This window comes from Actinoplanes sp. NPDC051851, from assembly GCF_040681165.1.
Taxonomy (GTDB): Bacteria; Actinomycetota; Actinomycetes; order Mycobacteriales; family Micromonosporaceae; genus Actinoplanes.
The window spans coordinates 51,997-66,840 of sequence record NZ_JBFAYF010000041.1; the positions used below are offsets into that span (position 1 = coordinate 51,997).

Genomic DNA, 14,844 nt, shown 5'->3' on the forward strand with positions numbered 1-14,844 from the left:
ACGCAGTCCGTCGAGCCTACCGAGGGGACCGGCGCCGGGCCGTGACCCGCGCCGCTGACGTGTATCGGCCGGTGGACGTACGCTTCCCACTGTGACGGTGAACGCGGAGATCGACAGCATCCTGCAGCGCGGTGCCGACGGCGGGCGGATCACGCCCGAGGAGGCGCTCCTGCTCTACACGGAGGCCCCGTTCCATGCGCTGGGCGAGGCGGCCGACGCGGTCCGGCGCCGACGGTATCCGGACGGCATCGTCACGTATCTGATCGACCGGAACATCAACTACACCAACGTCTGCGTCACGGCGTGCAAGTTCTGTGCCTTCTTCCGTGCGCCCAAGCACAAGGAGGGCTGGTCGCACCCGACCGAGGAGATCCTCCGGCGCTGTGGCGAGGCGGTCGAGCTCGGCGCCACCCAGGTGATGCTGCAGGGCGGCCACCACCCGGACTACGGGGTGGAGTACTACGAGGAGCTCTTCTCCTCGGTCAAGCAGGCGTACCCGCAGCTCGCGATCCACTCGATCGGCCCGAGCGAGATCCTGCACATGGCCAAGGTCTCGAAGATCTCGATCGAGGACGCGGTCCTCCGGATCAAGACGGCCGGCCTGGACTCGATCGCCGGCGCCGGCGCCGAGATGCTGCCCGAGCGGCCGCGCAAGGCGATCGCCCCGCTCAAGGAGAGCGGCGAGCGCTGGCTCGAGGTGATGGCGGTGGCGCACCGCAACGGCCTCTCCTCGACCGCGACCATGATGATGGGCACCGGCGAGACCGCGTTCGAGCGGATCGAGCACATCCGGATGATCCGCGAGGTGCAGGACCTGGCCGTGGCGAACGGCTACCGGGACGACGCGGTGGAGCAGTCGCGGGAGATCGGCGGGTTCCGGGCCTTCATCCCGTGGACGTACCAGCCGGAGAACAACCACCTCAAGGGCCGCACCCAGGCCACCACGATGGAGTACCTGCGTTTCATCGCGGTCTCCCGGCTCTTCTTCGACAACGTGGCCCACCTGCAGGCCTCCTGGCTGACCACGGGCAAGGACATCGGCCAGCTCTCGCTGCACATGGGCGTCGACGACCTCGGCTCGATCATGCTGGAGGAGAACGTGATCTCCTCGGCCGGCGCCCGGCACCGGTCGAACCTCCAGGAGCTGATCTCGATGATCCGTACCGCCGACCGTATCCCGGCCTGGCGCGACACCTGGTACAACAGGCTCGCCGTGCACCACACCGCCGCGGACGACCCGACCGACGACCGCGTGGTCTCGCACTTCTCCTCGATCGCCCTTCCCGGGGGCGGCGCGGGACGCACCCAACTCCCCCTGGTGGACGTTTCCTGACCCCGTTGGGGGGTGTCGGTCGACCGTTCGGCCAGGTTCAGATCGTCGGACCGGGGATGCCGGGTTGCTCCTTCGTAACGAGCCCGCCTGTTGCCTGTACCGGCGCGTTCCCGCTGGTTACGTTGCCTGCGTAAGGGATTGGTAACTCTGAAGCGTCGCCTGCCGCGGTCCGTGCCGGGTGACGGGTGGTCGGACCCGACCGATGGCGGTCGTATATATAACGCACAAGGCGCGAGCGGGATGGTTGCCCATCCCGCTCGTTCTGTTTTTCCAGGGCATCTAGGGTGGCCACGTGACACGCGCAGATCTGGACAAGCAGCCGCACGAGGTCGCCGAGATGTTCGACGGCGTGGCCAAGCGCTACGACCTCACCAACACCGTGCTCTCCTTCGGGCAGGACCGTGGCTGGCGTAAGGCCACTCGGACCGCGCTCGGGCTGCGGCCCGGTGAGCGGGTTCTCGACGTCGGCGCGGGCACCGGGGTCTCCACCGACGAGCTGGGCCGCTCCGGTGCGTTCGCGGTCGGCGCCGACCTCTCGGTGGGCATGCTCCAGGCCGGCCGCCGGGTCCGCCCGGACGTGCCGCTGCTCGCCGGCGACGCGCTGCGGCTGCCGTTCGCGGACGGCACCTTCGACGCGGTGACGATCTCCTTCGCTCTGCGTAACGTCGTCGACACCGTGGCTGCGCTCCGTGAGTTCGGCCGTGTCACCCGTCCGGGTGGCCGTCTGGTGGTCTGCGAGTTCAGCACGCCGGTGAATCCGGCCTTCCGGACCGTCTACATGCAGTACCTGATGCGCTCGCTGCCCGCGGTGGCCCGCGGCGTGGCCACCAACCCGGATGCCTACGTCTATCTGGCCGAGTCGATCCGTGCCTGGCCTGACCAGCAGGAACTCTCCTCGAAGATCCTCGCCTCGGGTGTCTGGGACAGGGTCGGCTGGCGCAACCTCACCGGTGGTGTGGTGGCGCTGCACCGGGCGACCCGCCTGGCCTCCTGACCGACGCGCTGATCGCGCGCGTCGGTAATAAATCCGGCATTTCGCGTACGTAGTCCCTTATCTGCTGTTAGCTCAGGTTATGACGCAAATCGGGCACGCAGAGGTAGGGCAGCTGGAAGACGCCGACATCGACCTCGCGATCGACGACGGCGACGCCGGTGAGCGGCGGGCCACCGAGCTCGCCGCCCGCCTGCGAATGGTCGCGGCGCAGGACCCGTCGCTCGCACAAGACCTGGTAGAGGAATTGATCGTCGCCCTGGACCGGGCGATGGGCGGCACCATCAGAGATCATCTCGATGGCCCGGCTCGTGGGATGGCCGATCGCGTTTTGGATGGATCTGACCCGATTCGTTAGCCACGCCGAAACAATTAGGCCGACCTGAACGCAAAGATCGTCGATAGTCGGCCTAGACTCCGATCGAGGAGTGCTTGTGAACTAATTCACGAGCGCTGCACGATCGGAGGACTGCACCGTGAACGACCACCAGAGCTCCACCGTCGCCGACGAGGCGGACGTGATCGTGGTCGGAGCGGGACCCGGCGGCAGCGCGGCCGCCTACCACCTCGCCCGCCACGGCGTACGCGTGCTGCTCCTGGAGAAGACCGAGTTCCCGCGCGAGAAGGTCTGCGGCGACGGGCTGACCCCGCGCGCCGTCCGCCAGCTGGTCCGGATGGGTGTGGACACCTCGGAGAAGGCCGGCTGGATCCAGAACCGCGGCCTGCGGGTGATCGGCGGCGGCGTCCGGATGGAGCTCGACTGGCCCGAGCTCGCCAGCTTCCCGAACTACGGTCTGGTCCGCACCCGGATGGACTTCGACGACCTGCTCGCCCGGCGGGCGGTCGAGGCCGGCGCCCTGCTGCGCACCGACGTGAACGTCACCGGCCCGGTCACGGACGCGGACGGCTACGTGATCGGCGTCGAGGCGAAGATCGGTCCCGGCAAGGAGCCGGTCCAGTACCGCGCGCCCCTGGTGATCGCCGCCGACGGCGTCTCCGGCAAGTTCCCGCTCGCCCTCGGGCTGGCCAAGCGCGACGACCGCCCGCTCGGTGTGGCCGTCCGGCGCTATTACCACTCCGCGGTCCGGGCCGACGACGACTATCTGGAGTCCTGGCTGGAGCTGCGCAGCGCCCAGGACCCGAACCGTCTCCTCCCCGGTTACGGGTGGATCTTCGGGCTGGGTGACGGCCGGGTGAACGTGGGCCTCGGCATCCTCAACTCGTCCAGCGCGTTCGGCAAGACGAACTACCGCCACCTGCTCACCGACTGGCTCGGCTCGACCCCGGAGGAGTGGGGCCTGCGGGACGAGGCCAACGCGGACGGCCAGACGCTCGGCGCGGCCCTGCCGATGGGCTTCAACCGGGTCCCGCATTACACCCGCGGGGTAATGCTCGTCGGCGACTCCGGTGGGATGGTCAACCCGATGAACGGCGAGGGCATCGCGTATGCGATGGAGTCCGGCGAGCTGGCCGCCGAGGTGGCGGTGCAGGCGCTGGCCCGTCCGGCGGGACCGGAGCGCGAGCGGGCGCTGCGGGCGTACCCGGACGAGCTGAGCGTGCGGTTCGGCGGTTACTACCGGCTCGGCGGCATCTTCGTGAAGCTGATCGGCAACCCGCAGATCATGAAGCTCGCGACGAAGCACGGGATGCCGCACCCGACGCTGATGAAGTTCGTCCTCAAACTCCTGGCCAACCTCACCGACCCCCGGGGTGGCGACGCCATGGATCGCATCATCAACGGCTTGACCAAGGTGGCGCCCGCCGTCTGAGCGGCGGAGATCGGGCACCCCGGACAAAGGACCACAAAAGCGTAAAACTAGTGTGAAACGGCTAACAGTCGTACGGGAGACAACATGACGATCAACCCTTACGTCCCGATCGTCGGGTTACTGATCCTCGGCGCGCTCTTCGCGTTGTTCTCGGTGTCCGTCGCGCCCATCGTGGGTCCCAAGCGCTTCAACCGGGCCAAACTCGACGCGTACGAATGCGGCATCGAACCGGCCCCGCAGCCGATCGGCGGCGGCCGGTTTCCGGTGAAGTTCTACCTGACCGCGATGCTCTTCATCGTCTTCGACATCGAGACCATCTTCCTGTACCCGTGGGCTGTGTCCTTCGAGGCGCTGGGCCTGTTCGGATTCGTGGAAATGGTCCTGTTCATCGTCACCGTCTTCATCGCCTACGCGTACGTGTGGCGGCGTGGCGGCCTCAACTGGGACTGAGATAACCATGGGAATCGAAGAGAAGCTGCCCAGCGGGATCCTGCTCACCTCGGTGGAGAAGGTGTCGAACTGGGCTCGCAAGTCGTCGTTCTGGGGCGCCACGTTCGGTCTCGCCTGCTGTGCCATCGAGATGATGGCGGCCGGCGGTCCGCACTACGACCTCGGTCGCTGGGGCATGGAGGTGTTCCGCGCCTCGCCCCGCCAAGCGGACCTGATGATCGTCGCGGGCCGGGTGAGCCAGAAGATGGCCCCGGTGGTGCGCCAGATCTACGACCAGATGCCCGAACCGCGTTCGGTGATCTCGATGGGCGTCTGCGCCTCGTCCGGCGGCATGTTCAACAACTACGCCATCGTGCAGGGTGTGGACCACATCGTTCCGGTCGACATCTACCTACCGGGGTGTCCGCCCCGGCCGGAGATGCTGATCGACGCCATCCTCAAGATGCGCGAGAAGGTCATGGCCCAGCCACTCGGTCCCAACGGCCGCAAGATGCTCGAACAGCGTCGCGCCGAGGGGAAACTGCCGATCGTCGCCCCGGGTGCCATGCCGTCGTCGTACCGCGTGGACAAAACCCGCCGCGCGGAATGGACGCAGGCCGTCAAGGAAGGCCGTGAAGAGCAATTGCGGATCGAGAACTGGATGAAGCTCCAGCCGCATTTGCGGGAAGGCGCCAAATGAGTATTCAACCCGGAACTGAGGGTAACGGTTCTGCTCCCGAAACAGCACCGCCTCCGCCCAACCCGGACAAAGGGATGTTCGGCGTCAAGGGCACCGGCGACGTCTCCGGTTTCGGTCGTCTGGTCCGCCCCCGGCCTGCTGTTTTTGACAGCCCACGGCCATACGGCGGGTATTTCGACGACGTCTATGACGCGTTGGAGGAAGCTTATCCGGCGTTCTCCGAGGCCATCGAGAAGGTGGTCGTGGATAGGGCGGAACTCACACTTCACATCAGGCCCGAGAGAATCACGGATGTCTGTCAGGTAATGCGTGACGACGAGTCGCTGCGCTTCGAGCTCTGCTCGTCGGTGGACTGCGTCGACTACCTGGGTTCCGACGAGCGCCGCTTCCACGTCGCGTACCAACTGACCTCGATGACGTACCGCCGGAGGGTGCGCCTGGAGGCGGCCGTCGCCGAGGGTGTCCCGGTCCCCTCGGTGACCAGCGTCTACCCGACCGCCGACTGGCAGGAGCGGGAGGTCTACGACATGTTCGGCGTCGTCTTCACCGGGCATCCGAACCTCACCCGGATCCTGATGCCGGACGACTGGGAGGGCCACCCCCAGCGGAAGGACTACCCGCTCGGCGGCGTGCCCGTCGAGTACAAGGGCGCCGAGATTCCGCCTCCCGACCAGCGGAGGGTCTACCAGTGACTACTTCCGAATACGCCAGCACGCGGGAGACCACCGAGGGCCGGGTCTTCACGGTCACCGGCGGCGACTGGGACAGCGTCACGTCCAGCATCGACCCGCTCAGCAACGAGAAGATCGTCGTCAACATGGGCCCGCAGCACCCGTCCACGCACGGGGTGCTCCGGCTGGTGCTGGAACTCGAGGGCGAGACGGTCACCGAGGCCCGCCCGGTGGTCGGGTACCTGCACACCGGGATCGAGAAGAACCTGGAGTACCGCAACTGGACCCAGGGCGTCACGTTCGTGACCCGGATGGACTACCTCGCGAACATGTCCAACGAGACGGCGTACTGCCTCGCGGTGGAGAAGCTGCTCGGCATCACCGATCAGATCACCGAGCGGACCGCCACCATCCGGGTCATGTTCATGGAGCTGCAGCGGATCGCCTCGCACCTGGTCTGGCTCGCCACCACGGGCATGGAGCTCGGCGCGATCTCGATGATGCTGTACGGCTTCCGCGAGCGGGAGTACATCCTCGACATCTTCGAGGAGACCTCCGGCCTGCGGATGAACAACGGGTACATCCGTCCCGGCGGCCTGGCCCAGGACCTGCCGGACACGGCGGTCAAGAAGATCCGTGACTTCCTCGCCTACCTGCCGAAGAAGCTCAAGGAGTACGAGGCGATGCTCTCCGGCCAGGTCATCTGGCAGCAGCGCACGCAGGGCGTCGCGGTCCTCGACGTGACCGGCTGTCTCGCGCTGGGTATCACGGGCCCGGTGCTGCGCTCCGCCGGCCTCCCCTGGGACCTGCGCAAGACCATGCCGTACTGCGGGTACGAGACGTACGAGTTCGACGTGCCGACCGCCACCACCGGCGACGTCTGGGGCCGGTACCTGGTCCGGGTCGCCGAGATCCGCGAATCGCTCAAGATCGTCGAGCAGGCGCTGGACCGGCTCAAGCCCGGCCCGATCTGGATCGACGACAAGAAGATCGCCTGGCCGTCGCAGCTCGCGCTCGGCGTGGACGGTCTCGGCAACTCCCTGGAGCACGTCGCCAAGATCATGGGTCAGTCGATGGAATCGCTGATCCACCACTTCAAGCTCGTGACCGAGGGCTTCCGGGTTCCGCCTGGTCAAGTCTACGTCGCGGTGGAGCACCCGCGTGGCGAACTCGGCGTACACGCGGTTTCCGACGGTGGCACCCACCCCTACCGGGTGCACTACCGCGAGCCGAGCTTCGTCAACCTCCAGGCCATCCCGGCGATGGCGGAGGGCGCGCTGCTCGCCGACGTGATCGCCGGCGGCGCGTCCCTGGACCCGGTGATGGGTGGGTGTGATCGCTGATGACTGATGTGACAGTCGAGTTCTCCTCGGTAGCTGCTCCGTTGGCGGAGAAGCTGCTGGCCCCCGCGCAGGAGATCCTGGCCCGCTACCCCGCGGGCCGGGAGCGCTCGGCGCTGCTGCCGCTGCTGCACCTGGTACAGACCGAGGAGGGCCACGTCAGCCCGGCCGGGGTCGCCTTCTGCGCCGACGTCCTCGGCATCAACAAGGCCCAGGTCGGCGCGGTCGCCACCTTCTACACCATGTACAAGCGCCGTCCGACCGGCGAGTACCTGGTCAGCGTCTGCACCAACACCCTGTGCAACGTGCTCGGCGGACAGGAGGTCTACGACGGCCTGGTCGAGCATCTCGGCGTCGGGCACGACGAGACCACCGCCGACGGCAAGATCACGCTGGAGCACGCCGAGTGCCTGGCGGCCTGCGACTACGCCCCGGTGGTGACGGTCAACTACGACTTCACCGTCGACCAGGCCACCCCCGAGTCCGCGGTCGAGCTGGTCGACAGCCTGCGCAACGGCGAGCGCCCCACCCCCAGCCGGGGCGCCCGGATCTGTTCGCTGCGCGAGCAGCAGTACCAGCTCGCCGGTTTCGCCGACCCCCGGGACGGCGCGGTCGGCGACGGTGTGGCCGGCGCGCCCACGCTGCGCGGTGTCCGGCTCGCGGAGCAGCACGGCGTCGCGGTGGCCGGTTTCACCCTGGACGCCCCGATCACCAAGACCAAGCCCGCTCGCGGCGAGGAGGCGAAGTGACTGAGCCCCGGCCGGAGGTCCTGCAGAAGCTGACCCCGGTTCTCACCAAGCGCTGGCTCTCGCCGGACGCGTGGCAGATCGGCGTCTACGAGCGGCTCGACGGTTACCAGGCGATCCGCAAGGCGCTCGACGTGCACCCGGACGACCTGATCCAGCTGATCAAGGACTCCGGGCTGCGCGGCCGCGGCGGCGCCGGCTTCCCCACCGGCCTGAAGTGGGGGTTCATCCCGCAGGGCGACGGCAAGCCGCACTACCTCGTGATCAACGCGGACGAGGGCGAGCCGGGCACCTGCAAGGACCTGCCGCTGATGACGTACGACCCGCACTCGCTGGTCGAGGGCGCGATCATCGCCTCGTACGCGATCCGGGCCAACCGCGCCTTCATCTACATCCGCGGTGAGGCGGTGCACGCCGCGCGGCGACTGCGCAACGCGGTCCAGGAGGCGTACGCCGCCGGTTACCTCGGCAAGAACATCCTCGGTTCCGGGTTCGACCTGGACCTGGTGGTGCACAGCGGGGCCGGCGCGTACATCTGCGGCGAGGAGACCGCGCTGCTCGACTCCCTGGAAGGCTTCCGCGGCCAGCCCCGGCTGCGCCCGCCCTTTCCGGCGATCGCCGGCCTCTACGCCAGCCCGACGGTGGTCAACAACGTCGGCACCATCGCCAGCGTGCCGTACATCGTGCTGGGCGGCGCCGACTGGTGGAAGAGCATGGGCACCGAGAAGTCGGCCGGCCCGATGATCTACTCGCTCTCCGGCCGGGTGGTCAATCCCGGTCAGTACGAGTGCGGCCTCGGCATCACCCTCCGCGAGCTGATCGAGTTGGCGGGCGGCATGCAGCCCGGACACGAGCTGAAGTTCTGGACGCCGGGCGGCTCGTCGACGCCGCTGCTGACCGCGGAGCACATCGACACCGCGATGGACTTCGAGGGCGTCGCCGCGGCCGGCTCGATCCTCGGCACCACGGCGATGCAGATCTTCTCCGACCAGGACTGCCCGGTCTACAACACGTGGCGGTGGCTGGAGTTCTACCACCACGAGTCGTGCGGCAAGTGCACCCCGTGCCGGGAGGGCAACTACTGGATGGTGCGCACGTACCGGCGGATCCTCGCCGGGCACGGCACCGTGGCGGACCTGGACACGCTGCAGGACACCGCGGACAACATCTTCGGCCGGTCCTTCTGCGGGCTCGGCGACGGCGCCGCGACGCCGGTCGTCTCGACGCTGAAGTGGTTCCGGGACGACTACCTCGGCTACATCGAGGGCCGTACGGCACCCCGCTTGTCCGAGAAGAGCCTGGTGGGGGCCCACTGATGCGAGCGAGGAGCGCAGCGAAGCAAGCCCCGCAGTCCGCATCGGAGGGTAGAACAGCATGACGGACGTAGCGAAGAAGACGGATCTGGTCACCCTCACCGTCGACGGGATCGAGGTCCAGGCCGAGAAGGGCGAGCTGGTCATCCGGGTCGCCGAGCGGATGGGCATCGCGATCCCCCGGTTCTGTGACCACCCGCTGCTCGCCCCGGCCGGCGCCTGCCGCCAGTGCCTGGTCGAGGTGGAGGGCCAGCGCAAGCCGGTCGCCTCCTGCACCCAGACGGTGGCCGAGGGCATGGTGGTGAAGACCCAGCTCAGCTCGCCGGTGGCGGCCAAGGCCCAGGCCGGCGTGATGGAGCTGCTGCTGATCAACCACCCGCTCGACTGCCCGACCTGCGACAAGGGCGGTGAGTGCCCGCTGCAGAACCAGGCGATGAGCACCGGCCGCGCCGACTCCCGGTTCGTCGAGCAGAAGCGCGAGTACGAGAAGCCGATCCACATCTCCAGCCAGGTGCTGCTGGACCGGGAGCGCTGCGTGCTCTGCCAGCGCTGCACCCGGTTCTCCGAGGAGATCGCCGGGGACAAGTTCATCGACCTGATGGACCGCTCCTCCGGCGAGCAGATCAACGTGTACCGGGACGACTTCTTCGGCGGCTCCGGCACCGGTGACGGGCAGGTCGGCGAGGGCGAGTTCGACGTGCCGTTCAACTCGTACTTCTCCGGGAACACCGTGCAGATCTGCCCGGTCGGCGCGCTCACCGGGGAGCAGTACCGCTTCCGGGCCCGCCCGTTCGACCTGGTCTCCTCGCCGACCACCTGCGAGCACTGCTCGGCCGGCTGCGCCCAGCGGGCCGACCACCGGCGGGGCAAGGTGCTGCGGCGGCTGGCCGGTGACGAGCCGGCGGTCAACGAGGAGTGGAACTGCGACAAGGGCCGGTGGGGCTTCCGCTACACCACGGCCACCGACCGGATCACCACCCCGCTCGTCCGGGACCCGCGCACCGGGCAGCTGCGCGAAGCCCCCTGGAGCGAGGCCCTGGTCGCGGCGGCGGAGGGGCTGAAGGCGGCCCGGGAACGCGGCGTCGGGGTGCTGACCGGCGGGCGGCTGACCGTGGAGGACGCGTACGCGTACGCGAAATTCGCCCGGCTGGTCCTGGGCACCAACGACATCGACTTCCGGGCCCGTCCGGTGCGCGCCACCGGATCGCCGCTCGGGGTCACCGAGGAGGCCGACTTCCTGGCCGCCTCGGTTGCAGGGATCTCCGAGGTCACGTACGCCGACGTGGATGCGGCGCCCGCCGCGGTGATCGTCGGGCTGGAGCCGGAGGAGGAGTGCCCGATCCTCTTCCTGCGGCTGCGCAAGGCGACCAAGCGGGGGAGGCTTCGGGTCACGGCCGTTTCGCCGTACCCGACAAGGGGTTTCGAGAAGCTGAGCGCGAGCGTGGTGAGCTGCGTGCCCGGCGACGAGGCCCGGGTGCTGAACACCGATCCGGCCGTGGCCGGGGCGCTGCGCGAGACGGGCAGTCTGCTGCTGGTCGGCGAGCGGCTGGCCGAGGTGCCGGGCGGGCTCTCCGCGGCGGCGGCGCTGGCCGAACGCTCCGGAGCACGCCTTGCCTGGGTGCCGCGCCGGGCCGGTGACCGTGGCGCGCTGGACGCCGGCTGCCTGCCGAACCTGCTCCCGGGCGGCCGTCCGGTCACCGATCCGGCGGCCCGTGCCGAGCTCTCCATCGCCTGGGACGCGGGCTCCGGCGTGCTGCCGAGCCGGGTGGGCCGGGACACCGACGCGATCATCGCGGCGGCGGCCGACGGCACGCTCGGCGGCCTGTTGGTGGCCGGTGTCGACCCGGGTGACCTGGCCGACCCCCGGCTCGCCGAGGAGGCGCTCGACGCGGTGCCGTTCCTGGTCAGCCTGGAGCTGCGGGAGAGCGCGGTGACCCGGCGGGCCGACGTGGTGCTGCCGATCGCCCCGGCGGTGGAGAAGTCCGGCACCTACATGGACTGGGAGGGCCGGCTGCGGTCCTTCGCCACGGTCCTGCGCGGGAGTACGGCGATGACCGACGGCCGGGTGCTGGAGGCGATCGCCGCGCTGCTGGACACCACGCTGAACACCGGCGACGTGCAGGCGGTCCGCCGTGAGCTGGGCGGTATGCCCGCGAGCACGGCCCGCCCGGCGGCGCCCGAGGTGGCGCCCGCGCCGGTCGCGGAGCCGGACGAGCGGGCCGCCGTGCTCGCCACCTGGCACCAGCTGATCGACCTGGGCTCGCTGACCGACGGCGACGACGTGCTGGCCGGCACCGCCCGGCCGCCGGTGGTCCGGCTCGGCAAGCAGCTGGCCGAGGAGCTCGCCGTCGGCGACGGCGACCTGCTCACCGTCCGCACCGACCGCGGCTCGGTGACCCTGCCGGCCGCGGTCGCCGACCTGCCCCCGCGGGTCGTCTGGCTGCCCACCAACTCGCCGGGCTCGACGGTGCGCCGCAGCCTCGGCGTCACCGCCGGTGCGGTGGTCCGGCTCTCCGCCGGCCTGCCCGGCCCGATCCTCGCCGAGGGGGTTGAGCGATGAGCCCGCTGCTGCTGGCGGCGCACGCCCAGGATCCGACCCTGCAGACGTTCGAACAGGACGTCTGGTGGATCACGCTGATCAAGCTGGTCGGGCTCTTCGCCCTGCTGCTGATCCTGACGCTCTTCACGATCAACTATGAGCGCAAGGTCGTGGCCCGGATGGCGGTCCGGCCCGGTCCCAACCAGGTCGGCTTCCGCGGCTACCTGACCTCGCTGAGCGACGGCCTGAAGCTGCCGTTCAAGGAGGAGATCATCCCGAGGACCGCCGACAAGGTGGTCTACTTCATCGCCCCGGTCATCTCGGCGACCACGGCGTTCACCGCGTTCTCGGTGATCCCGTTCGGCGGCGTGGTGAACATGTTCGGTCACCAGACCGCGCTGCAGCTCACCGACGTACCGGTCTCGGTGCTGGTGCTGCTGGCCTGCTCCTCGATGAGCGTCTACGGCGTGGTGCTGGCCGGCTGGGCCTCCGGGTCGACGTACCCGCTGCTCGGCGGCCTCCGCTCCAGTGCGCAGATGATCTCGTACGAGGTCGCGATGGGCCTCTCCATCGTGGCGGTGTTCATGACCGCCGGCTCGATGAGCACCTCGCAGATCGTGGCGGCCCAGGCCAGCGGCGATCCCACGACGATCTTCGGTACCGAGATCACCATGCCCGGCTGGTACGCGCTCCAGCTCCTGCCGAGCTTCGTGATCTACCTGATCGCCGCGGTCGGTGAGACCAACCGGGCGCCGTTCGACCTGCCCGAGGCGGAGTCCGAGCTGGTCGGCGGCTTCCACACGGAGTACTCGTCGTTCAAGTTCGCGCTCTTCTTCCTCGCCGAGTACATCAACATGATCACCGTCTCGGCGTTCTGCACCACGCTCTTCCTGGGCGGCTGGCGGGCACCCTGGCCGATCACCGCGATCTGGGCCGGTGCCAGCTCCGGGTACTTCGCGCTGATCTGGTTCTTCCTCAAGGTGTTCGCCCTGCTCTTCGGCTTCATCTGGCTGCGGGCCACGCTGCCCCGGATGCGCTACGACCAGTTCATGCGCTTCGGCTGGAAGGTGCTGATCCCGATCAACCTGGTCTGGATCCTCTTCCTGGCGTACTACAAGGTCGCCCGCAGCGGTGCCCTCTCCGACGAGGCCCGCTGGGGCTCGACCATCGCGGTGGTCCTGGTGATCCTGATCGTCGCCTGGCGCTGGCCGTCGCCGGAGAAGCCGCGGCAGCGCTCCATCGAGGAGGAGCTGGCCCGGCGCCCACCGGGCAGCTTCCCGGTTCCGCCGATGGACCTGCAGATCCCCCCGAGCCCACGCGCCCGCCGCGCGGTGGCCGAGAGAACCCCCGCCACCGTCGGCGACGCCGGGCCCATCGAAGACGCGAAGGAGGTGTGACGTGGGTACCTTCACCGGCTCCTTCAAGGGCTTCGGCGTGACCTTCGCGCACATGTTCCGCAAGGTGGTCACCACCGACTACCCGTTCACACCGCCCACCCCGGCACCGCGCTACCACGGCCGGCACATCCTCAACCGGCACCCGGACGGCCTGGAGAAGTGCATCGGCTGCGAGCTCTGCGCCTGGGCCTGCCCCGCCGACGCGATCTACGTCGAGGGCGGCGACAACACCGACGAGCAGCGGTTCTCACCGGGCGAGCGGTACGCGAAGATCTACCAGATCAACTACGCCCGGTGCATCTTCTGCGGGCTCTGCATCGAGGCCTGCCCGACCCGGTCGCTGACCATGAGCAACGAGTACGAGCTGGCCCGGGACAGCCGCCAGGACCTGATCTTCACGAAGAAGGAGCTGCTGGCCCCGCTGCTGCCCGGCATGGAGCAGCCGCCGCACCCGATGCGGCTCGGCGAGACCGACAAGGACTACTACGTCGGCGCGCTGACCAACCCGGGCACCTCGGCGGGCGCCGAGCGTGCGCCGTGGGCGCTCGATTCCGAGACGCAGGGGAGTGCGGAATGACTCACGTCTCCACCGGCGAGCAGGTCGCCTTCTGGCTCCTCGGGTCGCTCGCGGTGATCGGCGCGCTCGGCATGGTGCTGGCCCGCAACGCGGTGCACTCCGCGCTCTGGCTGGTCGTGACCATGCTCAACCTGGGGTTCTTCTACGTGATCAACTCGGCGCCGTTCCTCGGCTTCGTGCAGATCATCGTCTACACCGGCGCGATCATGATGCTCTTCCTCTTCGTGCTGATGCTGGTCGGCCGGGACGCCTCGGACTCACTGATCGAGACGCTCCGCGGCCAGCGGCTGGCCGCGGTGGTGCTCGGCATCGGCTTCGCGGGCCTGATCGGAACCGGTCTGGCGCGGGCACTCGGGGACACCCCCACGGCGGGCCTGGACGCGGCCAACCAGAACGGCAACGTGCAGGGCCTGGCCGCCCTCCTCTTCACCCGGTACGTCTTCGCCTTCGAGGTCACCTCGGCCCTGCTGATCACCGCGGCGGTCGGCGCGATGGTGCTGGCCCACGTCGAGCGGCCGGCCGAGGAGAAGCTCGACCAGGTGACCCGGATGAAGCAGCGTTTCCGCCCCGGCAACTACCCCGGCCCGAAGCCCGGCCCCGGCATCTACGCCAACACCATGTCGGTGGCGGCGCCGGGCCGGCTGCCCGACGGCAACGGCTCGGAGCGGAGCATCTCGCCGATCCTGCCGGTCCGGGAACTGACCGCCAGCGAGGTCGCACCGAAGGGGACCGAGAAGTGACTCCTGACTACTACATCGTTCTCGCCGCGATCCTCTTCACCATCGGCGCGACCGGGGTGCTCATCCGCCGCAACGCGATCGTCCTGTTCATGTGCATCGAGTTGATGCTGAACGCGGCGAACCTGGCGCTGGTCACCTTCAGCCGGATCAACGGCGGCCTGGACGGCCAGATCATCTCGTTCTTCGTGATGGTCGTCGCCGCCGCCGAGGTCGTGGTCGGCCTCGCCATCATCATGTCGATCTTCCGTACTCGGCGCTCGGCGAGCGTCGACGACGCGAACCTCCTGAAGTACTGAAGG

The 14,844-nt window shown here is 68.9% G+C and carries 14 protein-coding genes and 1 pseudogene; all 15 read left to right on the top strand.

From position 1 onward, the window contains the following. The first annotated feature begins 91 nt into the window (after positions 1-91). Positions 92-1,333 carry a cyclic dehypoxanthinyl futalosine synthase gene (gene mqnC / locus AB0M08_RS31865; protein ID WP_364501260.1) on the top strand — a complete coding sequence of 414 codons (1,242 nt, stop codon included), beginning with the start codon at positions 92-94 and terminating at the stop codon, positions 1,331-1,333. 292 nt (positions 1,334-1,625) lie between these two features. Next, entirely contained in the window at positions 1,626-2,327 is a 702-nt protein-coding gene (locus AB0M08_RS31870; protein ID WP_364501263.1) for a demethylmenaquinone methyltransferase, read from the top strand. A 79-nt stretch (positions 2,328-2,406) separates the two neighbouring features. After that, positions 2,407-2,682, top strand: a complete 276-nt coding sequence (locus AB0M08_RS31875; protein WP_364501266.1) for a hypothetical protein — start codon at positions 2,407-2,409, stop codon at positions 2,680-2,682. A 118-nt stretch (positions 2,683-2,800) separates the two neighbouring features. Further along, positions 2,801-4,093 carry a geranylgeranyl reductase family protein gene (locus AB0M08_RS31880; protein WP_364501269.1) on the top strand — a complete coding sequence of 431 codons (1,293 nt, stop codon included), beginning with the start codon at positions 2,801-2,803 and terminating at the stop codon, positions 4,091-4,093. A gap of 84 nt (positions 4,094-4,177) precedes the next feature. Further along, the gene (locus AB0M08_RS31885) at positions 4,178-4,543 is read left to right on the top strand and encodes an NADH-quinone oxidoreductase subunit A (protein ID WP_364501271.1); all 366 of its coding nucleotides are present in this window, start codon (positions 4,178-4,180) and stop codon (positions 4,541-4,543) included. A gap of 7 nt (positions 4,544-4,550) precedes the next feature. After that, positions 4,551-5,222 (top strand): NADH-quinone oxidoreductase subunit B family protein, encoded by a 672-nt coding sequence (locus tag AB0M08_RS31890; protein ID WP_364501274.1) that lies wholly within the window; start codon positions 4,551-4,553, stop codon positions 5,220-5,222. Beyond that, positions 5,219-5,914 (top strand): NADH-quinone oxidoreductase subunit C, encoded by a 696-nt coding sequence (locus AB0M08_RS31895; RefSeq protein ID WP_364501276.1) that lies wholly within the window; start codon positions 5,219-5,221, stop codon positions 5,912-5,914. Before AB0M08_RS31890 ends, AB0M08_RS31895 begins: the two co-directional genes overlap by 4 nt. After that, positions 5,911-7,236 carry an NADH-quinone oxidoreductase subunit D gene (locus AB0M08_RS31900; protein WP_364501279.1) on the top strand — a complete coding sequence of 442 codons (1,326 nt, stop codon included), beginning with the start codon at positions 5,911-5,913 and terminating at the stop codon, positions 7,234-7,236. Before AB0M08_RS31895 ends, AB0M08_RS31900 begins: the two co-directional genes overlap by 4 nt. Next, a pseudogene (nuoE, locus tag AB0M08_RS31905) lies at positions 7,236-7,943 on the top strand (NADH-quinone oxidoreductase subunit NuoE); the annotation flags it as partial. The gene AB0M08_RS31900 and the pseudogene nuoE, both read left to right, overlap by 1 nt. 35 nt (positions 7,944-7,978) lie before the next feature. After that, positions 7,979-9,295: an NADH-quinone oxidoreductase subunit NuoF gene (gene nuoF / locus AB0M08_RS31910; protein ID WP_364501282.1), complete on the top strand. Its 1,317-nt coding sequence runs from the start codon at positions 7,979-7,981 to the stop codon at positions 9,293-9,295. Between the two features lie 58 nt (positions 9,296-9,353). Further along, the gene (locus AB0M08_RS31915; protein ID WP_364501285.1) at positions 9,354-11,852 is read left to right on the top strand and encodes an NADH-quinone oxidoreductase subunit G; all 2,499 of its coding nucleotides are present in this window, start codon (positions 9,354-9,356) and stop codon (positions 11,850-11,852) included. Positions 11,853-11,863: 11 nt separating this feature from the next. Continuing rightward, positions 11,864-13,228, top strand: coding sequence for an NADH-quinone oxidoreductase subunit NuoH (nuoH, locus tag AB0M08_RS31920; protein ID WP_364501358.1), 1,365 nt, complete (start codon positions 11,864-11,866; stop codon positions 13,226-13,228). Between the two features lies 1 nt (position 13,229). Then, positions 13,230-13,805: an NADH-quinone oxidoreductase subunit NuoI gene (gene nuoI, locus AB0M08_RS31925; RefSeq protein WP_364501287.1), complete on the top strand. Its 576-nt coding sequence runs from the start codon at positions 13,230-13,232 to the stop codon at positions 13,803-13,805. Beyond that, the gene (locus AB0M08_RS31930) at positions 13,802-14,545 is read left to right on the top strand and encodes an NADH-quinone oxidoreductase subunit J (RefSeq protein WP_364501290.1); all 744 of its coding nucleotides are present in this window, start codon (positions 13,802-13,804) and stop codon (positions 14,543-14,545) included. Before nuoI ends, AB0M08_RS31930 begins: the two co-directional genes overlap by 4 nt. Then, positions 14,542-14,841, top strand: coding sequence for an NADH-quinone oxidoreductase subunit NuoK (gene nuoK, locus AB0M08_RS31935; RefSeq protein ID WP_364501293.1), 300 nt, complete (start codon positions 14,542-14,544; stop codon positions 14,839-14,841). Before AB0M08_RS31930 ends, nuoK begins: the two co-directional genes overlap by 4 nt. Positions 14,842-14,844 lie beyond the last annotated feature (3 nt).